Below are 23153 nucleotides of genomic sequence, written 5' to 3' on the forward strand. Positions count from 1 at the left end.
GGCCATGACCCATGAGGACCCGTATCTGATCATCTCCTCCGACTGCCACGCCGGACTGCCCACCGAGCGCTACCGGCCCTATCTCGACCCCCGGTTCCACCGCGACTTCGACGAGTTCCTCGCCGGGCGCGAGGCCCGCCGCGAGGCCATGACGCGGCTCGGGGTGCGCAACGAGGACTTCGCCACCAAGTGGTTCAGCGACAACGAGGAAGGGCTGCGGGGCGGCTGGGACGCCGCCCAGCGGCTCAAGGAGCTCGACGGCGACGGGGTGGCTGCCGAGGTCGTCTTCCCCGACGCGGACGCCGTCGACAGCCAGACCGCCGCGCCCTTCGGGGTCGGCCTCGGGCTCTCCGGCGACCAGGACCCGGAGCTCGGCATGGCGGGCGCGCAGGCGCACAACCGCTGGCTCGCCGAGTTCGTCGGCCAGAACCCCGAGCGGCACTGCGGGGTGGCGCTGCTGCCGATCACGGCCGAGCCGTCGAAGGTCGTCGCCGAGATCCACCGGGCCAAGGAGTCCGGGCTCGGCGCGCTGATGATCCCCTCCATGTGGGTGGACAAGGAGCCGTACCACGACCGGCGTTACGACCCGATCTGGGCGGCCGCCGCCGAGACGGGGATGCCGCTCGTCACCCACTCGGGCGCGGCGCCGCGCGAGGAGTACGGCGACCACCTCGGCATCTACGTCAGCGAGGTGACCTGGTGGCCGGCCAGGCCGCTGTGGTTCCTGCTCTGGTCCGGCGTCTTCGAGCGGCACCCGGGGCTGAAGTTCGGCGTCGCCGAGTCCGGCTGCTGGTGGCTGCCGAACCTGCTCTGGTTCATGGACCGGCTCTACCTCGGCGCGCACGGCGGCAAGAAGCTCTCCCCGTTCGCGGAGCTGAAGCGGCCGCCGAGCGAGTACCTGGACCGCCAGGTCTTCGTCTGCGCCACCAACACCAAGCGGCGCGAGCTGGCGCAGCGGTACGAGATCGGCGTGGACAACATCCTCTGGGGCTCGGACTTCCCGCACCCCGAGGGGACCTGGCCCAACACGCGCGCGTGGCTGCGGAACACCTTCCACGACATCCCGGTGGAGGAGACGCGACGGATGCTGGGCCTGGCGGCGGCGGAGGTGTTCGGATTCAATATTCGAATATTGGATCCGATCGCCAAGCGCATCGGCCCCACCCCCGCCGACCTCGGCCAGTCGCCGGACCAGGCGGCCGTGGAGGCGTCCTGGGCCCGCTCGCGCGAGGTCGGCCGGCACTGGCTGACGGACCACGACTTCCCCACCCTGGGGGTGAACTGATGGACCGGTACACGGTCATCTCGGCGGACTGCCACGCGGGCGCCGACCTCCTGGACTACAAGCCGTACCTGGAGAAGAAGCACCACGACGCCTTCGACGCCTGGGCGGCCGGCTACGTCAACCCGTACGAGGACCTGCTCGCCGACACCGCCGACCGCAACTGGAACTCCCGGCGCCGGCTCCGCGAGTTGGAGGAGGACGGCATCGTCGCCGAGGTCGTCTTCCCCAACACGATCCCGCCGTTCTTCCCGTCCGCCTCGCTGATGGCGCCCGCGCCGACGCGGGAGGAGTACGAACAGCGCTGGGCGGGGCTGCGCGCGCACAACCGGTGGCTGGCGGAGTTCTGCGCGGACGCGCCGGGCCGCCGCGCGGGCGTCGCGCAGATCCTGCTCAACGACGTCGACGAGGCGGTGAAGGAGATCCACCGCACCAAGGAGGCGGGCCTCACGGGCGGCATCCTCCTGCCGGGCGCCCCGCCGGGCAGCGGGATCCCGGAGCTGTACTCGCAGACGTACGACCCGATCTGGGCGGTCTGCGCGGAGCTCGACGTCCCGGTCAATCACCACGGCGGCTCCGCGTCGCCGCCGCTCGGCGACGAACCGGCGGCGCGCGCGGTGTTCATGGTGGAGACGACCTGGTTCTCGCACCGGGCGCTCTGGCACCTGGTGTTCGGCGGTGCGTTCCGCCGCCACCCGGACCTCAAGCTCGTCCTCACCGAGCAGGGCTCGGGCTGGATCCCGGGCGTCGTCGAGATGCTGGACTACTACCACGCGCGCCTGGTCGCGGCGGCCTCCCGGGCGGCCACCGCCGAGTCCAAGTTCGGCGCGGGGCTCGCGGAGTCCATGGGCAAGGGCCCCAGTGAGGTCTGGCGCGACAACTGCTTCGTCGGCGCGAGCTTCATGCGCCCGCACGAGGTGCCGCTGCGCGACCGGATCGGCCTCGACAAGATCATGTGGGGCAGCGACTACCCGCACGACGAGGGCACGACGCCGTACTCCCGCGAAGGCCTCCGCATCGCCTACGCGGGGCTGCCGAGGGAGGAGGTCGCGGCGATGGTCGGCGGCAACGCGGCTCGCGTCTACGGCTTCGACCTGCCGTTCCTCGACTCCCTCGCGGCCGTGCACGGCCCGACCGTCGAGGAGATCGCCGAGCCCCTGAAGGAGGTCCCGGCGGCCGCCACCAGCCCGGCGTTCGCACCGGGCGGGTCGGTCCGGGTCTGGTGACGGACCGGGTGAGACCCTCCCGGAGTGACTGACGCCCCCACCCACACAGAGGCTCACGGCGGCGGCCTCGGCACCCGTCTCAACTGGCTCCGGGCCGCCGTGCTCGGAGCCAACGACGGCATCGTCTCCACGGCGGGTCTCGTCGTCGGCGTCGCCGGCGCGACGGAGTCGCAGGCCGCGCTCCTGACCGCCGGCCTCGCGGGCTTGCTCGCGGGGTCGATGTCGATGGCGGTGGGGGAGTACGTCTCGGTCTCCACCCAACGCGACTCGGAGAAGGCGGCCCTGGCCCAGGAACGGCGCGAACTCCGCGACGAGCCCGAGGCCGAACTCGCCGAGCTGACGAACCTGTTGTCCGCGCGCGGCCTCAGCCCCGACGTGGCCCGCGAGGCGGCGGTCCAGCTCACCGAACGCGACGCCCTGCGCGCCCACGCGCGCGTGGAGCTGGGCATCGACCCCGACGCCCTCACCAACCCCTGGCACGCGGCGGCCGCCAGCTTCCTCGCCTTCACGGCCGGCGCCCTGCTCCCGCTCCTCGCGATCGTCCTCCCACCCCCCTCGACCCGCCTCTGGATCACGGTCCTCTCGGTCCTGGCGGCCCTCACCCTCACAGGCTGGACCAGCGCCCGCCTCGGCACGTCCCCACCCACCCGAGCCATCCTCCGCACGGTCGGCGGCGGCGCCCTGGCGATGGCGGTGACGTACGGGGCGGGGTCGTTGCTGGGGGCGGCGGGGGTCTAGGGCGCCTCGTCCGGTCCGGACCGGACCCGTTCTTGTCGGAAGGTGCCAAAGCTTGCTGACAAGTCGTCTCGCATACTTGTTGGTAACAGCGTCTAGCCGCACCCCGACCCGCACCTCTACCGTCGTCGGCATGCCGAACCTGCCCGATGTCGTGCTCTGGTCCATACCGGCGTTCGTCCTGCTCACCGTCCTGGAGATGGTCAGTTACCGGCTCCATCCCGACGAGGACGCCGCCGGATACGAGACCAAGGACGCCGCCACCAGCCTCGGCATGGGGATCGGCAGTCTCGCCTTCGACTTCCTCTGGAAGATCCCGATCGTCGCCATCTACACCGCGGTCTACGAGCTCACCCCGCTCCGCGTCCCCGTCCTGTGGTGGACGATCCCGCTGATGCTGCTCGCCCAGGACTTCTTCTACTACTGGCAGCACCGCGGCCACCATGTCATCCGCGTCCTGTGGGCCTGCCACGTGGTGCACCACAGCAGCCGGAAGTTCAACCTCACCACCGCGCTGCGCCAGCCCTGGACCAGCCTGACGTCCTGGCCGTTCTATCTGCCGATGATCGCCCTCGGCGTGCACCCGGCCGCCGTCGCGTTCTGTTACTCGATCAACCTCGTGTACCAGTTCTGGATCCACACCGAGCGCATCGACAAGCTGCCCCGCCCCTTCGAGTACGTCCTCAACACGCCCTCCCACCACCGCGTCCACCACGCCTCCCAGGGCGGCTACCTGGACCGGAACTTCGGCGGGATCCTGATCGTCTGGGACCGGATGTTCGGCTCCTGGGTGGGGGAGACGGCCAAGCCCGTCTTCGGCCTCACCAAGAACATCGAGACGTACAACCCGCTGCGCGTCGCCACCCACGAGTACGCCGCCATCGCCCGCGACGTCCGCGCCGCGACCAGCTGGCGCGAGCGCGCCGGGCGGGTGTTCCGGGGGCCGGGCTGGCAGCCAGGGCCACCGCCGGCCCAGGGCGAGAACCAGAGCACCGGTCCCGCCGCCCCGGAGCCCGCCGCGTGAGCGCCCGTACCGCGGCCCCCGCCGCCGTGACGAGCACGCTCTCCCGCGCCCTCCTCGCCGCCTTCGCGCTCGCCGTCGCCGTCGACCTGGTCTCCCTCCTCGCCGGCGCCGATCTCGGGCACCGGATCGCCAAGCCGCTGCTCATGCCACTGCTCGCCGCGTACGCCGCCACCCGGGGCGCCCCCAGGCTCCTGATCGTCGCGCTGCTCTTCGGCTGGGGCGGCGACGTCTTCCTGCTGTTCGACGCCGACTGGGCCTTCCTCGTCGGCATGGGCTCCTTCGCCGCCGGACACGTCTGCTATCTCGCGATCTTCGGGCGCCGGAGTGCGTCCGTGCCCCTCGGGATCGCGTACGCCGTCGCCCTCGTCGGGACCGTGGCGCTGCTCTGGCCCGACCTCCCCGCCGACCTGCGCGTCCCCGTCGCCGGCTACTCCCTCCTGCTCACCGCCATGGCCTACCGCGCCGGCTCCCTCGGGCTCACCGCGGGCGCCGGCGGCGCGCTCTTCCTGCTCTCCGACACCCTCATCGCGACCGGCGTCGCCGAGTGGCCCCAGCTGCCCGCCCCCGATTTCTGGATCATGGCCACCTACATCGCCGCCCAGTACCTGCTGACCACCGGCGTCCTCACACAGGCGTACGGTGAACGGAGTACCGCCGCCTGACAGCAAGGACCTCCCCGCATGCGCGCCACCACCATCCACGCCCCGTTCGACATGCGCGTGGAGGACGTCCCCGACGCCCTCGTCCAGGACCCCACCGACGTCGTCGTACGGGTCCTGCGGGCCTGTATCTGCGGCAGCGACCTGTGGGCCTACCGCGGCGAGTCGGCCCGGCAGCCCGGCCAGCGCATCGGGCACGAGTTCCTCGGCATCGTCGAGGAGGCGGGCGCCGCCGTCTCCGGCTTCGCCGCAGGCGACCTCGTCGTCGCCCCGTTCGTCTGGTCCGACGGCACCTGCGACTACTGCGCCGAGGGCCTCCAGACCTCCTGCCCGCGCGGCGGTTTCTGGGGCTCCGTCGGCTCCGACGGCGGGCAGGGCGAGGCCGTCCGCGTCCCCTTCGCCGACGGCACCCTCGTCAAGCTGCCCGCCGAGGCCGCCTCCGACGACCACCTCCTGACCGCGCTCCTCGCCCTCTCCGACGTCATGGGCACCGGCCACCATGCCGCCCTCGGCGCCGGCGTCGTCAAGGGCTCGACCGTCGCGGTCGTCGGCGACGGCGCCGTCGGCCTCTGCGGCGTCCTCGCCGCCAAGCGGCTCGGCGCCGAGCGGATCATCGCGCTCGGCCGCCACACCGTCCGTACCGACATCGCCCGTACCTTCGGCGCTACCGACGTCGTCGCGGGGCGCGGCGAGGCCGCCGAGGCGGCCGTCCTCGAACTCACCGGCGGCCAGGGCGCCCACGCCGTCATCGAGGCCGTCGGCACCGAGCAGTCGATGCGCACCGCCGTCGCCATCACCCGCGACGGCGGCTCCATCGGCTACGTCGGCGTCCCGCACGGCAGCGGTACGGGACTCGACCTCTCCGTCATGTTCGACCGGAACATCGCCCTGCGCGGCGGCGTCGCCCCGGTCCGCGCGTACATCCCCGAGCTGCTCCCGGACGTCCTCGACGGCACCATCGACCCGTCCCCGGTCTTCGACCTGACGGTCGGGCTCGACGGCGTCCCCGGCGGCTACAAGGCGATGGACGAGCGCACCGCCCTCAAGGTCCTCGTCAAGCCCTGAGCCAAGCCCTGAGGCCAAGCCCTGAGCCAAGCTCTGAGCCAAGCTCTGAGCCAAGTCTTGAGGCCAAGTCTTGAGGCCAAGTCTTGAGGCCAAGCCTTGAGGCCAAGCTCTGAGGCCAAGCCCCGAGCTCAAGCCCCGAGGCCAAGCCCCGAGCTCAAGCCCCGAGCCACTCCGGAGCGTCGGCTCCCGCGACGCCCGGCGGGCGTGACCAGCCCGCCGGGCCGTCCTCGTACGAGACGGGCGACAGCGCATGCCGCAGCCGGCCCAGCGGGCCGTCCGTCTCCGTGAGGTACCGCCCCGGCTCGTACCGGGGCAGCACGTGCGTCAGCCAGTGGCCCGTCTGGGCCAGCGCCAGGCGTACGAGACGCGTGCCGCCCTCCCGCTCCTGCTCGGTCAGGGAGCGCAGCACCGCCGCCGCGAGCAGGTAGCCCGTCCCGTGGTCCAGGGCCTGCGCGGGCAGCGCGCCCGGCCCCTCCGCCGAACCCTCGGTCACCGCGATGCCGCTCGCCACCTGCACCAGGCTGTCGAAGCCGCGCCGCTCGCCCCAGGGCCCGTAGTCGCCCCACGCCGAGAGCCGGGCGATCACCAGGCCGGTGCGGTGCAGGCCGAAGCGGTCCAGGGCGCCGGGGCGGTAGCCGGTGACCAGGACGTCGGCCGCGTCGAGCAGCTCGTCGAGGGTCCGCCGGTCCGAGGGGCTCGCCAGGTCGAGCGCCGCGGTCCGCTTGCCGATGGCGGTGTCCGCGTGCTGGTCGGGCAGTTCGGGGTTGGCCGGCGGGTCGATCCGCAGCACGTCCGCGCCGAGCAGCGCGAGCGTCCGGGTCGCGACCGGCCCGGCGAGGACCCGGGTCAGGTCCAGGACCCGCAGCGGCCGGCCCGCGCGCGAGGACCGTCGAGGCGCCGCGTCGTCGAGCCGCTCCCGCGTCAGCAGCGGCCGGGCCGCCACCTCCCGGCCCTGCTCGTGCGCCGCCCACTCCTCCGGCGTCCGCAGGGCGACGGCGAGGCCACCGGCCGCGTACACCGCCGTCTCGGTCTCCACGGCCTCCCGCTCGGCGATCGCCGCGGCCACGGCGTCCACCGCCTCCACCGACTCCTCCCGCACACCCAGGGCCGCCAGCAACGCCGCCCGGTGGTGCGGGTAGTTGGCGTGCGTACGGACCCAGCCGTCCGAAGCCCGCCAGAAGCGGGAGAGCGGCGCGAAGGTGACCGGCACCCTGCCGTCGATCCGGAGGTGACGCTCGCTCACGAAGGCCGTGGCGACCGCCCCGTCGTCCACCCGGACCCGCCCCGGCAGCCCGCCCCGCTCCACCGCCGCGAGCCCCGCGACCGCGACCGTCGCCCGCGCCAGGTCCATCACCGGCAGCCGGGCCGCGAGCAGCCCCGACGGACCGCCGTACGCCACCCGGTCGACCAGCGAGGGATCGCCGCCCAGGGCCGACCACAACAACTCCGTACCCGTACGCACCGTGTTGTCCATCAGCTTGTCCATCCGCGCATGATGGCACTCCGTGCCACGCGAAGGGGCCCCGGCGTGGCGCACCACACCAGGGCCCCTCCTCATGTCCTACGGAATGTCCTACGAACGTGCCTAGCGGCGCTTGACCGCGTCGAGCGCGTCGACGAGACCGGCCCCGTAGAAGCCGTTCTTGCTCTTGCCGCCCTCGCAGACCGCGTCGACGGCGCCGTCACCGTCGATGTCGTACGGGTTGGTGCAGGCGCGGTCGTCGGCCTGCGCGTACAGCAGGGCCTTCAGCTCGGCCGGGCTCGCCTTCGGGTGCGTCGACTTCAGCAGCGCGAGCACACCGGCGGCGTGCGGCGAGGCCATCGACGTACCGGCCTTGTAGTTGTAGCCGCCGTTGACCGTGGTCGACAGGATGCGGCCGTTGACCGCCGGGGCCTCCGGGGTCTGGTACTCGGTGCGGTCGCCACCGGGCGCCGCGATGTCGACGACGCCGAGACCGTAGTTGGAGTACGAGGCCTTCAGGTCCTTGGCGCCCGTCGCGGAGACGGTGACCACGCCCGGCAGCATCGCCGGGTAGTCGAAGCACTCCCGCGGGTCGATGGTCCGCGTCACCGGCGTGGTGTCGTTCGGGCTGGTGACGTCCGTGAGCTCGTCCGCCGCCAGGTCCATGTCCGAGTTGCCGGCCGCCGCGACGTTGACCGTGCCCTTGCGCTCCGCGTAGCGGGTCGCGCGGGTGACGGCCTCGATCAGGGCCTTCTGGTCGGCGTCGTTCTTGCACGCGAACAGCCACGGGTCGGTGTAGTAGCTGTTGTTGGTGATCTCGACACCGTGCTCGGCCGCCCACACGAAGCCACAGACGACGGCCTCGGTGTAGAAGAAGCCCTCGGTCGTGGACACCTTGATGCCCGAGACCTTCACGCCCGGCGCGACACCGGTGATGCCGATGCCGTTCTTGGCGGCGGCGATCGTGCCCGCGACGTGCGTGCCGTGGTCGCTCTCGCCCGCCTGCGGCCGCCACGAGCCGGGGGTGATGTCCGGCTTGCCGGTCACGCAGTTGGCCGAGGCACGGGCGTCGAAGTTCGGCGCCAGGTCCGGGTGGGTGTCGTCGACACCCGTGTCGATGACGGCGACCGTGACCTTGCTGCTGCCGAGGGTCTTCCGGTGGGCCTTGTCCGCCTTGATGGCGGGCAGGTCCCACTGCAGCGGCTCCAGCGCGTCCTGGTCGTCCGTGGCACGCGCCGCGGCGGAGGTGGCCTCGGACGCGGTGAGCGCCTGACCACCCTCGCCGACGGAGGTGTCCTTCTGGACGGAGAGGGGTGCGGTACGCGTCGAACCGGCCGACACCACCCCCCGGGCCTTGCGGATCGTCTTCGCGAACTCGGGGTTCTGCGAGTGGACGACTATCACGCCTATCTGGTCATACGCGATGACCACCGTGCCACCGGCCGCGGCTATCGCCTTCTTCACCGAGGCGGCCGTCCCGCGGCCCCCGTCGACGTTGACGACGTAGGACAGCTTGGGGCCGTTCGTCGAGACGGCGGTCGTCGCGGCGCCGTCGCTGACCTCCGCGGCGGAGGCGCCCGCCGGCAGGAAGCCGAGCGAGGCCGTCAGCGCGAGACCGACGGGCAGAGCGAGTACTCGGCCGCGTCTCGATCCCAGATGAGCCATGGGTTCTCCACATCATCCGTATGTACTGCCCGTACGCCGTTTGCGCACGGGCAGGTGCATGACGAGTGAAGTTATCGCTGATCTTCCCGCGTCATCAATGAGTTGAGAGGGATTGGCGTGGATCCGGAGGAATATCCAGACAGACCGCGGGAGGAAAACCACTCCCCGTGAACCGCTTCGCCGCGCGCTCCGTGCCGTTGTGCAGGGGAGGAGCTCCGGCCGGAGCACCGTCCCCGACCCCCAGTGAGGCCCCTTTGTCCATGCCCACCGCACCCGCGCCCCAAGGAGATTCCGTGGTCACCGAAGCACCGCCGCCCCCTGACGGCACCGAGGCCGCCGTCGGCCCCGTCCAGCCCACGACCGAGGCCTTCGTCGAGGTGCAGGAGAGTGCGGAATTCGGCGAACTGCGCCGCACGTACCGCTCCTTCGCCTTCCCCCTGACGGTCGCCTTCATCGCCTGGTACCTGCTGTACGTGCTGCTCTCCAGCTACGCGGGGGGCTTCATGGGCACCAAGCTCTTCGGCAACATCAACGTGGCGCTCGTCCTCGGCCTCGGCCAGTTCGCGACCACCTTCCTGATCGCCTGGCTCTACTCCCGCCACGCGGCCGAGCGCCTCGACCCCAAGGCCGAGGCCATCAAGTCCCGTATGGAGGCCGACGCGTGAACAGCTCCACCCTCCTTCTCGCGGCGGACAGCGCCACCACCGAGCACCGGCCCCTGATCATCGCCCTCTTCGGTGCCTTCGTCGTCGCCACGCTCTTCATCACCGTCTGGGCCGGCCGCCAGACCAAGAGCGCCGCCGACTTCTACGCCGGAGGCCGCCAGTTCACCGGCTTCCAGAACGGCCTCGCGATCTCCGGCGACTACATGTCCGCCGCGTCCTTCCTCGGCATCGCCGGCGCGATCGCGCTCTTCGGCTACGACGGCTTCCTGTACTCCATCGGCTTCCTGGTCGCCTGGCTGGTCGCCCTGCTCCTGGTCGCCGAGCCGCTGCGCAACTCCGGCCGGTTCACGATGGGCGACGTCCTCGCCTACCGGATGCGCCAGCGCCCGGTCCGTACCGCTGCCGGCACCTCCACGATCGTCGTCTCGATCTTCTACCTGCTCGCGCAGATGGCCGGCGCCGGTGTGCTCGTCTCGCTGCTGCTCGGCATCACCAGCGACGGCGGCAAGGTCGCCATCGTCGCCCTGGTCGGCATCCTGATGATCGTGTACGTCACCATCGGCGGCATGAAGGGCACCACCTGGGTGCAGATGGTCAAGGCCGTCCTGCTCATCGCGGGCACGCTCCTGATCACCTTCCTCATCCTGCTGAAGTTCGACTTCAACCTCTCCGACCTGCTCGGCGCGGCCGCCACCAACAGCGGCAAGGGCCAGGCCTTCCTGGAGCCCGGCCTCAAGTACGGGGCCACCAGCATCTCGAAGCTGGACTTCATCTCGCTCGGCATCGCGCTCGTCCTCGGCACGGCCGGCCTGCCGCACATCCTGATCCGCTTCTACACGGTGCCGACCGCCAAGGCCGCCCGTAAGTCGGTCAACTGGGCCATCGGCATCATCGGCGCCTTCTACCTGATGACGATCGTGCTCGGCTTCGGCGCCGCCGCCCTGCTGAAGAACAGCGACATCATCGCCTCGAACAAGGCGGGCAACACCGCCGCGCCGCTCGCGGCGCTGGAGATCGGCGGCGGCTCCGGCTCCACCGGCGGAGCGATCCTGCTCGCCGTGATCTCCGCCGTCGCCTTCGCCACCATCCTCGCGGTGGTCGCCGGACTCACCCTGGCCTCGTCGTCCTCCTTCGCGCACGACATCTACGCCAACGTCATCCGGCGCGGAAAGGCCACCGAGAAGGAGGAGGTCCGCGCGGCCCGCTGGGCGACCGTCCTCATCGGTGTCGTCTCGATCGCCCTCGGCGCGCTCGCCCGCGACCTCAACGTCGCCGGCCTGGTCGCCCTCGCCTTCGCCGTCGCCGCCTCCGCCAACCTGCCGACGATCCTCTACAGCCTGTTCTGGAAGAGGTTCACCACGCAGGGCGCGCTCTGGTCGATCTACGGCGGTCTGATCTCCTCGGTCGTCCTGGTGCTCTTCTCGCCGGTCGTCTCCGGCAAGCCCACCTCGATGTTCAAGACCGTGGACTTCTACTGGTTCCCGCTGGAGAACCCGGGCCTCGTCTCTATCCCGCTGGGCTTCCTGCTCGGCTGGCTCGGCTCGATCCTCTCCAAGGAGGAGCCGGACAAGGGCAAGTACGCCGAGCTGGAGGTCAAGTCCCTCACCGGTGTCGGAGCGCACTGACCCGTACACGGTGAGCGACACCGCGTCGGCCGCGTCGTAGGGTCCTACGACGCGGCCGACGCGGTCCTCGTGACAAACGGCCCCTGCTCGGTGTCGGTGGTCTCGCGTAGGCTCGCTGTATAAATCACCGAACGAAGGGGAGGGGGCCCACAGTGCTCATCGACACGTACGGCCGCGTGGCCACCGACCTTCGCGTCTCGCTCACCGACCGCTGCAATCTGCGCTGCACGTACTGCATGCCGGAGGAGGGTCTGCAGTGGCTGGCCAAGCCCGACCTGCTGACCGACGACGAGATCGTCCGGCTGGTACGGATCGCGGTCACCCAGCTCGGTGTCACCGAGGTCCGCTTCACCGGCGGTGAGCCGCTGCTCCGCCCCGGCCTGGTCGGCATCGTCGAGCGCTGCGCGGCCCTGGAGCCCCGCCCCCGGATGTCGCTGACCACGAACGGCATCGGACTCAAGCGGACGGCCGCCGCGCTGAAGGCCGCCGGCCTCGACCGGGTCAACGTCTCGCTCGACACCCTGCGCCCCGACGTCTTCAAGACCCTGACCCGCCGCGACCGCCACCACGACGTGATCGACGGCATGGCCGCCGCGCGGGACGCCGGGCTCACCCCGGTGAAGGTCAACGCGGTCCTGATGCCCGGGCTCAACGACGACGAGGCCCCCGACCTGCTGGCCTGGGCCGTGGAGAACGAGTACGAGCTCCGCTTCATCGAGCAGATGCCGCTCGACGCCCAGCACGGCTGGAAGCGCGACGGCATGATCACCGCCGGGGACATCCTGGAGTCCCTGCGCACCCGCTTCACCCTGACCCCCGAGGGCTCGGACGAGCGCGGCTCGGCCCCCGCCGAGCGCTGGGTCGTGGACGGCGGACCGCACACCGTGGGCGTCATCGCCTCCGTCACCCGCCCGTTCTGCCGGGCCTGCGACCGGACGCGGCTGACCGCCGACGGCCAGGTGCGCACGTGTCTGTTCGCCACCGAGGAGACCGACCTGCGGGCGGCGCTTCGCGCGGCGGGTCCGGAGGGCTCGGACGCCGAGATCGCCCGGATCTGGAAGCTGGCGATGTGGGGCAAGAAGGCGGGCTCGGGCCTGGACGACCCGAGCTTCCTGCAGCCGGACCGCCCGATGTCAGCGATCGGCGGCTGAGTCCCACTCCGTCAGTGCGACGACGTCCTTGAGGAAGCCCCGTACACCCAGGAACTGGGAGAGGTGCTCGCGGTGCTCCTCGCAGGCGAGCCAGGTCTTGCGGCGCTCGGGCGTGTGCAGCTTGGGGTTGTTCCAGGCAAGGACCCACACCGCGTCGGCGCGGCAGCCCTTGGCGGAGCAGATCGGGGTCTCGTCACTCACCGGATTGATCACCTGATCATTGTCCAGCAATGGCGATGCCGAGCAGCCACGGGGGGAGCTGCCCGGCATCGGTCCGTCGCTCCGACGGGGGATGCGGAGCGCGTAGGAAGTATGTCACGGGGAGCGGGGTGTGGTGCACAGGAACTTCATGATTGATCTGAGCTTTTCCTGAGCTTTTAGGTCGCTGTGATGATCAACTCTGACCGTGTGCGCGTTCCGTTCGAGGTTCCGCCGGAGCGTCCCCCGCCGCCGGTAGCTCGGGCCTCGTCGGGCCGGGTACGAACGTCGACGGCAGCGACGGCGGCCGCTCCCGACCCGCGTTGGCGATGACCACGGCGACGTAGGGGAGGAGCGCTCCCAGCACCAGGGCGACGACGGCCACGTGGCGTTCGACGTTCCACAGGACCACCGCGGCGATGACGGACAGCGTCCGCACCGCCATCGAGATCACGTACCGCCGCTCCCGGCCCCGCACGTCCTCGGCGAGGCCCTGCCGGGCCCCGGTGATCCGGAAGACCTCGGCTCCGCCATGCTTCCGCATCACATTCCACCACCAGCGTCCACGCCGGACTCTCCCCGTTCCGGACCTGTCTCCACGGTACGCCTGAGGTCCGAGCCCGAGGAGGCCGGGTCACGTATGGATCCGTCCGACATGCGCCGTATGGTGCATGGGCCGAGACTGGGCCCACATGCGCAGATTGCGCCGCATGAGGAGGCGAGCATGAGCTGGTTGTGGGCAATCATCGTGGGGTTCGTCCTCGGTCTGATCGCCAAGGCGATCATTCCGGGGAAGCAGCAGATCCCCCTGTGGCTGACGACCATTTTCGGCATTCTCGGCAGCATTCTCGGCAATGCCGTCGCGGGCTGGATCGGTGTCGAGGACACCAAGGGCATCGACTGGACCCGCCACCTGCTCCAACTCGTCGGTGCGGTCGTCGTGGTGGGCCTGGGCGACATGCTGTGGACCACGATCCGCGGCAACAAGCAACGAGCCTGACAGCACGGAGGCCGGTACGCGCGTCCTGCGCGTACCGGCCTCCGCCGTACCTACCGTCACCGCCAGGGGGCGTCAGCCCTCCGCGCCGGCCACGAGCTCGATCGCCGCCAGGTTCTTCTTGCCCCGGCGCAGCACCAGCCAGCGGCCGTGCAGCAGCTCGTCCGCCGCCACCTCGGCGTCCTCGGCGGTCACCTTCACGTTGTTCACGTAGGCCCCGCCCTCCTTCACCGTGCGGCGCGCGCCCGACTTGCTCGGCGCGAGACCGACCTCGGTGAACAGGTCCACGACCTGCCCGAGCCCGGTCACGCGCGCGTGCGGCAGCTCGGAGAGCGCCGCGGCGAGCGTGACCTCGTCCAGCTCGGCCAGGTCGCCCTGCCCGAACAGCGCCTTCGAGGCGTCGATGACGGCCGCGCACTGCTCGGCGCCGTGCACCAGCGTCGTCAGCTCCTCGGCGAGCGCCCGCTGCGCGGTCCGCGCCTGCGGCCGCTCGGCGGTGAGCTGCTCCATCTCCTCCAGCTCCGCGCGGGACTTGAAGGACAGGATCCGCATGTACGTGGAGATGTCACGGTCGTCCACGTTCAGCCAGAACTGGTAGAACGCGTACGGCGTCGTCATCTCCGCGTCGAGCCAGACGGCCCCGCCCTCGGTCTTGCCGAACTTGGTGCCGTCCGCCTTGACCATCAGCGGCGTCGCGAGCGCGTGGGCGTGCGCCCCCGGCTCCATCTTGTGGATCAGGTCGAGCCCCGCCACCAGGTTGCCCCACTGGTCGGAGCCGCCCTGCTGGAGCGTGCAGCCGTACCGCCGGTACAACTCCAGGAAGTCCATGCCCTGAAGCAGCTGGTAGCTGAACTCGGTGTAGCTGATGCCCTGCTCGGACTCCAGGCGCCGGGCCACGGAGTCCTTGGTCAGCATCTTGTTGACCCGGAAGTGCTTGCCGATGTCCCGCAGGAACTCGATCGCGGACAGGCCCGCGGTCCAGTCCAGGTTGTTCACCATGACCGCCGCGTTCTCCCCCTCGAAGGAGAGGAAGGGCTCGATCTGGCTCCGCAGCCGGTTCACCCAGTTCGCGACCGTCTCGGGGTCGTTCAGGGTGCGCTCGGCCGTCGGGCGCGGGTCGCCGATCTGGCCGGTGGCCCCGCCGACCAGCGCCAGCGGCCGGTGACCGGCCTGCTGGAGCCGGCGGACGGTGAGCACCTGGACCAGGTGACCGACGTGGAGACTGGCCGCGGTCGGGTCGAAGCCGCAATAGAACGTGACCGGACCGTCCGCGAGAGCCTTGCGCAGTGCGTCCTCGTCGGTGGACTGGGCGAACAGCCCGCGCCACTTCAGCTCGTCGACGATGTCCGTCACGATCTTCGGTCTCCTTGATTGATGGTCGTCACGCCGACCCCAGTCTATGGGGGTCAGACATGGAGGTCAGACATGGAGGTCAGACACCCTTGCTGACCGAGCTCATGTTGAAGTCCGGCACCCGTAGCGCGGGCATCGCCGCCCGGGTGAACCAGTCGCTCCACTCGCGCGGCAGCGTCTTCTCGGTCCGGCCGGCCTCCGAGGCCCGCGACAGCAGGTCCACCGGCGACTCGTTGAACCGGAAGTTGTTCACCTCGCCCACCACCTCGCCGTTCTCCACGAGGTAGACGCCGTCCCGGGTCAGACCGGTCAGCAGCAGCGTCGCCGGATCGACCTCGCGGATGTACCAGAGGCAGGTGAGCAGCAGCCCGCGCTCGGTGGCGGCGACCATGTCGTCCAGGGACTGCTCCCCGCCGCCGTCCAGGATCAGGTTCCCCGGGCCGGGAGCCACGGGCAGGCGGGTCAGCCCCGCTGTGTGCCGGGTGGTGATGAGGTGCTCCAGCCTGCCCTCCCGTACCCAGTCGGTCCGGGCGAGCGGCAGACCGTTGTCGAAGACGGAGGAGTCGTCGCCCGAGGCGTGCGCGAGGACGAACGGAGCCGATTCGAGACCCGGCTCGTTCGGGTCGCTGCGCAGCGTCAGCGGCAGCGGGGAGAGCGTCTCACCGAGGCGCGTGCCGCCGCCCGGCTTCGAGAAGACCGTCCGGCCCTCCACCGCGTCCCGTGCCGCCGAGGACCACAGCTGGTAGATCAGCAGGTCGGCGACCGCGGTCGGCGGCAGCAGCGTCTCGTACCGCCCGGCGGGCAGCTCGATCCTGCGCTCCGCCCAGCCGAGCCGCTTCGCCAGGTCGGCGTCGAGCGCCGCCGGGTCGACGTCCTTGAAGTCCCGGGTGGAGCGCCCGGCCCACGCGGACCGCGAGCGGTCCGGGGACTTGGCGTTGAGCTCAAGGGTGCCGTTGGGCTGGTCGTGGCGCAGCCGCAGCCCCGTCGACGTACCGAGGTAGCTGGAGGTCAGCTGGTGGTGGGCGAAGCCGTAGAGCTCGCGGCCACCGGCCCGGGCGCGGGCGAAGGCCTCGCCGAGCGCGGGCGCGAAGTCGGTGAAGACGGCGGAGCTCGTCTCGGCCGGCGCGTCCGTGAAGTCCGGGGAGGCGTCGACGCCCTCGACCAGCGGCTGCGCGTCCTCGGCGGGCCCCGCGGCCCGGGCGGCGGCCTCCGCGGCCCGCACCAGGGGCTCCAGGTCCTCGGCGGTCACCGCCGAGCGCGACACGACTCCCGAGGCCGTGCCCTGGGCGCCGTCCACGGTGGCGACGACGGTGAGCGTACGGCCCCGGGTGACACCGTTCGTCGTGAGCGCGTTGCCCGCCCAGCGCAGGTTGGCGGAGGACTCCTCGTCGGCGATGACGACACAGCCGTCCGCCCGCGACAGTTCGAGCGCCCGCTCGACGATCTCGTACGGCTTGGTGGAACGCGAGCTCATCGACCGGCCTCCTGCGTCGTGTTGAGACTGTGCTTGCCCGGGGAGCGCCCTCCGGACCCCCGGCAGATCATGTGGCGCGCGCTCATCGGCCCGCCTCCTGCGTCGTGTTGAGGATGTTGACGCCCCGGAAGAGGGCGGACGGGCAGCCGTGGGAGACCGCGGCGACCTGGCCCGGCTGGGCCTTGCCGCAGTTGAACGCGCCGCCGAGGACGTACGTCTGCGGGCCGCCGACCTTCTCCATCGAGCCCCAGAAGTCCGTCGTCGTCGCCTGGTACGCGACGTCGCGCAGCTGCCCGGCGAGCCGGCCGTTCTCGATGCGGAAGAAGCGCTGCCCGGTGAACTGGAAGTTGTACCGCTGCATGTCGATCGACCACGAGCGGTCGCCGACCACGTAGATGCCGCGCTCGACCCCGCCGATCAGATCCTCGGTGGAGAGCCCGCCCGGGTCCGGCTGGAGCGAGACGTTCGCCATCCGCTGCACGGGCACGTGCCCGGGGGAGTCGGCGAACGCGCAGCCGTTCGACCGGCCGAGGCCCGTCAGCTTCGCGATCCGCCGGTCCAGCTGGTAGCCGACGAGCGTGCCGTCCTTCACCAGGTCCCAGCTCTGCGCCTCGACGCCCTCGTCGTCGTACCCGATCGTCGCGAGGCCGTGCTCGGCGGTGCGGTCACCCGTCACGTTCATGATCGACGAGCCGTACGCCAGCTTCCCCAGCTGGTCGAAGGTGGCGAACGAGGTCCCCGCGTACGCCGCCTCGTAGCCGAGGGCCCGGTCCAGCTCCGTCGCGTGCCCGATCGACTCGTGGATCGTCAGCCAGAGGTTCGACGGGTCGACCACCAGGTCGTACGTCCCCGCCTCCACGCTCGGCGCGCGCATCTTCTCCGCGAGCAGCCCCGGGATCGACTCCAGCTCCGCGTCCCAGTCCCAGCCGGTGCCGGTCAGGTACTCCCAGCCCCGCCCGACCGGCGGCGCGATCGTCCGCATCGAGTCGAACTCGCCCGTCGTCCCGTCCACGGCGACCGCCGTGAGCTGCGGGTGCAGCCGGACCCGCTGCTGGGTGGTGACCGTGCCCGCCGTGTCCGCGTAGAACTTGTTCTCCTGGACGGTCATCAGCGAGGCGTCCACGTGCGCCACGCCGTCCGCCCGCAGCAGCCGGTCGCTCCAGTCGGCGAGCAGCGCGCTCTTGTCGGCGTCCGGTACGTCGAAGGGGTTGATCTCGTACGAGGAGATCCAGGTCCGCTCCGCGTGCACCGGCTCCTGGGCCAGCTCCACACGCTCGTCGGAGCCGGCCGCGGCGATCACCTTCGCCGACAGCTTGGCCATGGCGACGGCCTGCGAGGCGACCCGCGCCGCTCCGTCCATGGTCAGGTCCACCCCGGAGGCGAACCCCCACGCCCCGCCGTGCACCACCCGCACCGCGTAGCCCAGGTCCGTGGTGTCGGAGGAACCCGAGGGCTTGGCGTCCCGCAACCGCCACGAGGCGCTGCGCACCCGCTCGAGCCTGAAGTCCGCGTGTTCGGAGCCGAGGGCACGCGCGCGTGCCAGCGCGGCGTCGGCGAGCGCCCGCAGCGGCAGCGCCGTGAAGGCCGCGTCGATGGAATGGGTCCCAGATGGCACAGCTGTCTCCTGTTCGTATGAGACCGGTCGCCCCTGATCATGTCGCGCTTCGGGCCGCCACGCCCAGAGCTTTATGTAGGGACCCGACAGTGACATTCGTACGCCACTGTCAGGGGGCGATCCCTCGTGGCCGAGGCCGGACCGATAGGTTTTCGGTATCCAGACCGCTGAAAGATCGAAAGGGTGATCCGTTGAGCCGCTCGGTTCTCGTCACCGGAGGCAACCGGGGCATCGGCCTCGCCATCGCCCGCGCGTTCGCCGAGTCCGGCGACAAGGTCGCGATCACGTACCGGTCCGGTGAGCCGCCGGCAGCCCTCCTCGAACTGGGCTGCCTCGCCGTCAGGTGCGACATCACCGACGGCGAGCAGGTGGACCAGGCGTACAAGGAGATCGAGGAGACGCACGGTCCGGTGGAGGTCCTGGTGGCGAACGCCGGGGTCACCAAGGACCAGCTCCTCATGCGCATGAGCGAGGACGACTTCACCACCGTCGTCGACACCAACCTGACCGGCACCTTCCGGGTCGTCAAGCGCGCCAACCGCGCCATGCTGCGGGCCAAGAAGGGCCGCGTCGTTCTGATCTCCTCGGTCGTCGGCCTCCTGGGCTCGGCTGGGCAGGCGAACTACGCCGCCTCGAAGGCGGGCCTGGTCGGCTTCGCCCGCTCCCTGGCGCGTGAGCTCGGCTCGCGCAACATCACGTTCAATGTCGTCGCCCCCGGTTTTGTCGACACCGACATGACCGCGGTGCTGACCGAGGAGCAGCGCGCGGGCATCGTGTCCCAGGTGCCGCTGGGCCGCTACGCGCAGCCCGAGGAGATCGCCGCCGCGGTGAAGTTCCTCGCCTCCGACGACGCTTCGTACATCACTGGAGCCGTCATCCCGGTTGACGGCGGATTGGGCATGGGGCACTGACCATGAGCGGAATTCTTGAGGGCAAGCGCATCCTGATCACGGGTGTGCTGATGGAGTCCTCCATCGCCTTCCACGCCGCGAAGCTGGCGCAGGAGCAGGGCGCGGAGATCATCCTCACCGCCTGGCCCCGGCCGACGCTGACGGAGCGCATCGCCAAGAAGCTGCCCAAGCCCGACAAGGTCAAGGTCCTGGAGCTCGACGTCTCCAACGACGAGCACCTGGCGCGCCTGGAGGGCCAGGTCCGCGAGCACCTCGGCGACCGGCTCGACGGCGTCGTGCACTCCATCGGCTTCGCCCCGCAGGACGCCCTCGGCGGCAACTTCCTGAACACGCCGTTCGAGTCGGTGGCCACCGCCATGCACGTCTCGGCCTTCTCGCTGAAGTCCCTGACGATGGCCGTGCTGCCGCTGATGAACGAGGGCGGTTCGGTCGTCGGCCTCACCTTCGACGCGCAGTACGCCTGGCCGCAGTACGACTGGATGGGCCCGACCAAGGCCGCCCTGGAGGCCACCAGCCGCTACATGGCGCGTGACCTGGGCAAGCAGAACATCCGCTGCAACCTGGTCTCGGCCGGCCCGCTCGGCTCGATGGCCGCCAAGTCGATCCCCGGCTTCTCCGAGCTGGCGTCGGTCTGGGACAACCGCTCCCCGCTCGAGTGGGACCTCGCCGACCCGGAGCCGGCCGGCCGTGCCATCGTGGCGCTGCTCTCCGACTGGTTCCCGAAGACCACGGGCGAGATCGTCCACGTCGACGGCGGTCTGCACGCGATCGGCGCCTGAGCACTCACCCGTACGGCGGTACGAAAGGCCGGGTCGCCCCTCTCAGGGGCGCCCGGCCTTCGTCGTACCCGAGGGCCCGCGCCCGAGTCGAAAACTCCGGCGAACCACCCCAGACTGGTCCAGAGCGGGATATCCGGCTACTGATGGGGAGGAGGTACGGGCATGCGCGTGCCGCACCGCAGGGCCGCCGCTCTCGCCTCGGCCGCCGTACTCCTCACCGGGCTCGGGATAGCCGCGGAGGTCCGTGCCGCCCCCGCCCCGACCGAGGAGGTACCCGCGCCGGTCGCCCGGGACGCCGAGGACTTCGGGGCCTCCTGCCGGACGGTCGTCGAGGGCTCCCGCGTCACCGCCCACTGCCAGAACCCGTACCCGGCCACCGACCGCGTCCGGCTGCACGTCGAGTGCGAGCGCTGGTGGGACGTGGACACCGACAGTGCGCCCGTCGACGTCGGCGCGACCGCCTACGCCCAGCTCACGGCCCGCTGCTGGAAGGAGGTCAAGTCCGCCTGGCTCACGCACCAGCCGGCCGGGCCGCCCCCGTCATCGGTCCCGCCCACGCCACCGGCCCCAGGTCCCTGAGGCACATGAACGGATAGCCGGCCGCCTCCGCCGCCGCCGTCTCCGCGTCGCCGGCCCGGATCGCCTCCACCAGGCGCGCGTGGTCCATGTGGTGCTCAGGACGCAGCTCCTGGCCCACGTCGTCGCGCAGCCACTGCCGCAGGACGTGGCCGAGGTCGGCGTAGAGCTCGGTCAGCACCTCGTTGTGCGAGGCGACCACCACCGCGTGGTGGAAGGCCCCGTCCGCCATCACGAACCGCTCGGCGTCGCCCGAGGTCCAGGCCTCCTCGCGGCCCGCGAGCAGGGCGTCCAGCTGCTTCAGGTCGCGGTCGGTGCGCCGGTGTGCCGCGAGTCCCGCCGCCGAGGACTCCAGCGTGGAGCGCAGCTCCGCGATGTGGCGGGGGTCGGAGTCGGCGAACCGGCGGTGCATGACTCCGGCCAGTTCGCTCGTCGCGACCACATAGGTCCCCGAGCCCTGCCGGATGTCGAGCAGTCCGTTGTGCGCGAGCGCGCGCACCGCCTCGCGCACGGTGTTGCGGGCCACGCCCAGCTGCTCGACCAGCTCCGGTTCGGTCGGGATCCGGGACCCGACCGGCCATTCACCGGAGGTGATCTGGTTCCGGAGCTCGGTGATCACCTGATCGGAGAGCCCGGAACGCCGGGGAGAGCCGAGCGCCATGAAGCACCTTGTCTTTCGGTCCGGAGGGGTCCGGACGGTTCCGGATCGGTTCGTCGCCCGCTTCCGGATGGTTCCGGACGGGAGTTCCAGATTGGACAACCAATCATCCCATGATTCTATGATGGCGCCATGCCTGACGAGCCGAAGACCCTCACGACCGCCGTACCGCCGGCCCGTACCCCCGCCTCCGGCACGGCCGCCACCACCGCGGATTCTCCCGCACAGGACCGGTCGACTCTGTGGGTGACCCGGCTCGTCGTCGTCGGACTCGTGCTCGCCGCCGTCAACCTCCGCCCCGCCATCACCAGCCTCGGCGCCCTCCTCGAAGAGGTCCGCGAGGGGCTCCACATGAGCGGCAGCGTGGCCGGCGTCCTCACCTCCGTACCTCCGCTCTGCTTCGCGATCTTCGGCATCACCGCGCCCCGCCTCGCCCGCCGCTTCGGCGCCTCGGCCGTCGTCTGCGCCGGCATGGTGGCGATCTTCGCGGGCCTGGCCGTGCGCCCCTTCGCCTCAGGCACCGTCGGCTTCCTCGCCGCCAGCGCCCTCGCCCTCATGGGCATAGCCGTCAGCAACGTCCTCATGCCCGTCATCGTCAAGCGGTACTTCCCCGGCCGCGTCGGCACCATGACCGGGCTCTACTCGATGGCGCTCGCCCTCGGCACCTCCCTTGCCGCCGCCGCGACCGTGCCCATGACCCAGGCGCTCGGCGGCAGTTGGCGGGCCGGGCTGGGCCTCTGGGCGGCCCTCGCCGCCCTCGCGGTCCTGCCCTGGATCCCGCTCGTCCGCGACCGGGCGCGGTCGGCGACGACCGTGCCGGCGGCGGAGACCGGGGGACCGGGGGCCGGGAGCGCGGCGGGCGCCGCGGTGGGCAGCGCGGTGGGCAGCGCCTCCGCGAGCGCCCCGCTCCGGATCACCCGGAGCCGCACCGCCTGGGCGCTCGGCGCCTTCTTCGGCCTCCAGGCCACCGGCGCGTACATCACCATGGGCTGGATGCCGCAGATCTTCCGCGACGCGGGCGTCCCCGCCGGCACGGCCGGTGTGCTGCTCGCCGTCACGATGGTCATGGGCGTCCCGCTCGCCTTCGTCATCCCCGGCCTCGCGACCCGGCTCAAGACCCAGGGCCCGATCGCGATCGCCCTCGGCCTGTGCGGCCTCGTCGGCTACAGCGGCCTCTTCCTCGCCCCGGCGGCGGGAGCCTGGGCCTGGGCGCTGCTCCTCGGCGTCTCCAACTGCGCCTTCCCGCTCGCCCTCACCATGATCGGGCTGCGCTCCCGCACCGGCGCCGGCGTCGTACGGCTCTCCGCCTTCGCCCAGAGCGTCGGCTACCTCATCTCCATCCCGGGCCCGCTCCTCGTCGGCGTCCTCTACCAGCACAGCGGCGGCTGGGGCCTGCCCATCGCGCTGATGGCCGGGCTGATGATCCCGCAGATGATCATCGGCACCCTCGCCGGACGGGACCGGACCGTCGAGGACGAATGCTGAGATGCGAGACTGTCTCCATGCCAGTGCTCGACCCGAACCCCCAGAACGGCCAGAAGAAGCTCCTGCTCGTGCTCGGCGCGATGCTCGGGATCTCGGTCGTCATCGCCGTCATCGCCACGATCGCCTCGCCGTGATCCCCCGACCCCGTCCGACTCGTGGTGGGGTTGGTGGGGTTAACCCCTCCATCCCCTAGGGGGTGAGTGTCAGGGTGAAGTAGGTGGATCACCGGATGGGCTGGGACCTCGCCGCTCCGTAGCGTGGAGACATCGCCGCAGTCACCCGCTGCGGACGTCGTCCCGACCCACGGAGGCGGCCATGTCGGCCCGTACGCACACCAGGACCCCGTCCCCGTCCGTCGGGTCCCCGTCCGCCGCCGGCGTCGACACCCGGCTGCCCTGGTGGGCGCTGGTCCTGCCGGTCGCCGCGTTCGTCGCGCTCTTCCTGCTCATAGCGGGCGCGGGCGGCGGCCCCGCCGCCGGTGGCGACCCCACGGTCGGCCGCCTCCTGGAGCAGATCCAGCAGTCGCTGCCCCACTGAGCCCGCCTGCC

Annotated in this window: 24 protein-coding genes; 16 read left to right on the forward strand and 8 right to left on the reverse strand. The window is 71.3% G+C overall.

The genetic code is table 11. The features are described from left to right. Positions 1–4 precede the first annotated feature (4 nt). From ACFWRO_RS25170 to ACFWRO_RS25195, 6 genes are all read left to right on the forward strand, one after another. On the forward strand, positions 5–1285 hold the full coding sequence (locus ACFWRO_RS25170) for an amidohydrolase family protein (RefSeq protein ID WP_384513466.1): 1281 nt from the start codon (positions 5–7) through the stop codon (positions 1283–1285). After that, positions 1285–2508: an amidohydrolase family protein gene (locus ACFWRO_RS25175; protein ID WP_384513468.1), complete on the forward strand. Its 1224-nt coding sequence runs from the start codon at positions 1285–1287 to the stop codon at positions 2506–2508. Before ACFWRO_RS25170 ends, ACFWRO_RS25175 begins: the two co-directional genes overlap by 1 nt. A 24-nt stretch (positions 2509–2532) precedes the next feature. After that, positions 2533–3246 (forward strand): VIT family protein, encoded by a 714-nt coding sequence (locus ACFWRO_RS25180; RefSeq protein WP_384513470.1) that lies wholly within the window; start codon positions 2533–2535, stop codon positions 3244–3246. Positions 3247–3376: 130 nt separating this feature from the next. Further along, entirely contained in the window at positions 3377–4267 is an 891-nt protein-coding gene (locus tag ACFWRO_RS25185; protein WP_384513471.1) for a sterol desaturase family protein, read from the forward strand. After that, complete coding sequence (locus tag ACFWRO_RS25190) at positions 4264–4929, forward strand: lysoplasmalogenase (protein ID WP_384513473.1); 666 nt, start codon at positions 4264–4266, stop codon at positions 4927–4929. Before ACFWRO_RS25185 ends, ACFWRO_RS25190 begins: the two co-directional genes overlap by 4 nt. An 18-nt stretch (positions 4930–4947) precedes the next feature. Beyond that, positions 4948–5991, forward strand: a complete 1044-nt coding sequence (locus tag ACFWRO_RS25195) for a zinc-dependent alcohol dehydrogenase family protein (protein WP_384513475.1) — start codon at positions 4948–4950, stop codon at positions 5989–5991. A 154-nt stretch (positions 5992–6145) separates the two neighbouring features. On the opposite strand, the gene ACFWRO_RS25200 is transcribed toward ACFWRO_RS25195, so the two are convergent. Together ACFWRO_RS25200 and ACFWRO_RS25205 are read right to left on the reverse strand one after the other, a co-directional pair. Next, the gene (locus ACFWRO_RS25200; RefSeq protein ID WP_384513477.1) at positions 6146–7477 is read right to left on the reverse strand and encodes a CoA transferase; all 1332 of its coding nucleotides are present in this window, start codon (positions 7475–7477) and stop codon (positions 6146–6148) included. A 99-nt stretch (positions 7478–7576) separates the two neighbouring features. Continuing rightward, entirely contained in the window at positions 7577–9118 is a 1542-nt protein-coding gene (locus ACFWRO_RS25205; protein ID WP_384513479.1) for a S8 family serine peptidase, read from the reverse strand. Positions 9119–9411: 293 nt separating this feature from the next. Here ACFWRO_RS25205 and ACFWRO_RS25210 point away from each other — a divergent pair, with 293 nt between their 5' ends. The 3 genes from ACFWRO_RS25210 (at position 9412) to moaA (ending at position 12559) form a co-directional block, all read left to right on the forward strand. Next, positions 9412–9783 carry a DUF485 domain-containing protein gene (locus ACFWRO_RS25210; RefSeq protein WP_384513481.1) on the forward strand — a complete coding sequence of 124 codons (372 nt, stop codon included), beginning with the start codon at positions 9412–9414 and terminating at the stop codon, positions 9781–9783. After that, on the forward strand, positions 9780–11408 hold the full coding sequence (locus ACFWRO_RS25215; protein WP_384513483.1) for a cation acetate symporter: 1629 nt from the start codon (positions 9780–9782) through the stop codon (positions 11406–11408). The genes ACFWRO_RS25210 and ACFWRO_RS25215 overlap by 4 nt, the downstream gene beginning before the upstream one ends. Before the next feature lie 152 nt (positions 11409–11560). Then, complete coding sequence (gene moaA / locus ACFWRO_RS25220; RefSeq protein ID WP_384513485.1) at positions 11561–12559, forward strand: GTP 3',8-cyclase MoaA; 999 nt, start codon at positions 11561–11563, stop codon at positions 12557–12559. Here the strand turns inward: moaA and ACFWRO_RS25225 are convergent. Together ACFWRO_RS25225 and ACFWRO_RS25230 are read right to left on the reverse strand one after the other, a co-directional pair. Further along, positions 12542–12760: a hypothetical protein gene (locus tag ACFWRO_RS25225; protein ID WP_384513487.1), complete on the reverse strand. Its 219-nt coding sequence runs from the start codon at positions 12758–12760 to the stop codon at positions 12542–12544. The genes moaA and ACFWRO_RS25225 overlap by 18 nt on opposite strands. Positions 12761–12953: 193 nt before the next feature. Beyond that, positions 12954–13301 (reverse strand): DUF3099 domain-containing protein, encoded by a 348-nt coding sequence (locus tag ACFWRO_RS25230; RefSeq protein ID WP_384513489.1) that lies wholly within the window; start codon positions 13299–13301, stop codon positions 12954–12956. Positions 13302–13481: 180 nt separating this feature from the next. On the opposite strand from ACFWRO_RS25230, the gene ACFWRO_RS25235 reads away from it, so the two are divergent. Beyond that, on the forward strand, positions 13482–13757 hold the full coding sequence (locus ACFWRO_RS25235; RefSeq protein ID WP_384513491.1) for a GlsB/YeaQ/YmgE family stress response membrane protein: 276 nt from the start codon (positions 13482–13484) through the stop codon (positions 13755–13757). A 72-nt stretch (positions 13758–13829) separates the two neighbouring features. Here the strand turns inward: ACFWRO_RS25235 and tyrS are convergent, their stop codons facing one another. From tyrS to ACFWRO_RS25250, 3 genes are all read right to left on the reverse strand, one after another. Continuing rightward, positions 13830–15107 (reverse strand): tyrosine--tRNA ligase, encoded by a 1278-nt coding sequence (tyrS, locus tag ACFWRO_RS25240; protein ID WP_384513493.1) that lies wholly within the window; start codon positions 15105–15107, stop codon positions 13830–13832. Positions 15108–15186: 79 nt separating this feature from the next. Then, positions 15187–16581 carry a metallopeptidase TldD-related protein gene (locus tag ACFWRO_RS25245; protein WP_384513495.1) on the reverse strand — a complete coding sequence of 465 codons (1395 nt, stop codon included), beginning with the start codon at positions 16579–16581 and terminating at the stop codon, positions 15187–15189. An 82-nt stretch (positions 16582–16663) separates the two neighbouring features. Beyond that, entirely contained in the window at positions 16664–18175 is a 1512-nt protein-coding gene (locus ACFWRO_RS25250) for a TldD/PmbA family protein (protein WP_384513558.1), read from the reverse strand. 212 nt (positions 18176–18387) lie between these two features. Between ACFWRO_RS25250 and fabG the strand changes: the two genes are divergently transcribed. The 3 genes from fabG (at position 18388) to ACFWRO_RS25265 (ending at position 20465) form a co-directional block, all read left to right on the forward strand. Continuing rightward, positions 18388–19107 (forward strand): 3-oxoacyl-[acyl-carrier-protein] reductase, encoded by a 720-nt coding sequence (fabG, locus tag ACFWRO_RS25255; RefSeq protein WP_384513496.1) that lies wholly within the window; start codon positions 18388–18390, stop codon positions 19105–19107. Between the two features lie 2 nt (positions 19108–19109). Further along, entirely contained in the window at positions 19110–19886 is a 777-nt protein-coding gene (fabI, locus tag ACFWRO_RS25260) for an enoyl-ACP reductase FabI (protein ID WP_384513497.1), read from the forward strand. Positions 19887–20048: 162 nt separating this feature from the next. Continuing rightward, positions 20049–20465 carry a hypothetical protein gene (locus tag ACFWRO_RS25265; protein ID WP_384513499.1) on the forward strand — a complete coding sequence of 139 codons (417 nt, stop codon included), beginning with the start codon at positions 20049–20051 and terminating at the stop codon, positions 20463–20465. Here the strand turns inward: ACFWRO_RS25265 and ACFWRO_RS25270 are convergent. Further along, complete coding sequence (locus tag ACFWRO_RS25270; protein WP_384513501.1) at positions 20398–21123, reverse strand: FadR/GntR family transcriptional regulator; 726 nt, start codon at positions 21121–21123, stop codon at positions 20398–20400. The two genes, ACFWRO_RS25265 and ACFWRO_RS25270, sit on opposite strands and share 68 nt — an antisense overlap. Positions 21124–21252: 129 nt before the next feature. On the opposite strand from ACFWRO_RS25270, the gene ACFWRO_RS25275 reads away from it, so the two are divergent. From ACFWRO_RS25275 to ACFWRO_RS25285, 3 genes are all read left to right on the forward strand, one after another. Then, positions 21253–22605, forward strand: coding sequence for a CynX/NimT family MFS transporter (locus tag ACFWRO_RS25275; protein ID WP_384513503.1), 1353 nt, complete (start codon positions 21253–21255; stop codon positions 22603–22605). A 17-nt stretch (positions 22606–22622) separates the two neighbouring features. Then, the gene (locus tag ACFWRO_RS25280) at positions 22623–22739 is read left to right on the forward strand and encodes an SGM_5486 family transporter-associated protein (RefSeq protein ID WP_261992078.1); all 117 of its coding nucleotides are present in this window, start codon (positions 22623–22625) and stop codon (positions 22737–22739) included. Positions 22740–22920: 181 nt separating this feature from the next. Then, positions 22921–23142, forward strand: a complete 222-nt coding sequence (locus ACFWRO_RS25285) for a hypothetical protein (RefSeq protein ID WP_384513505.1) — start codon at positions 22921–22923, stop codon at positions 23140–23142. Positions 23143–23153 lie beyond the last annotated feature (11 nt).

The organism is Streptomyces sp. NPDC058579 (assembly GCF_042718575.1).
GTDB lineage: Bacteria > Actinomycetota > Actinomycetes > Streptomycetales > Streptomycetaceae > Streptomyces.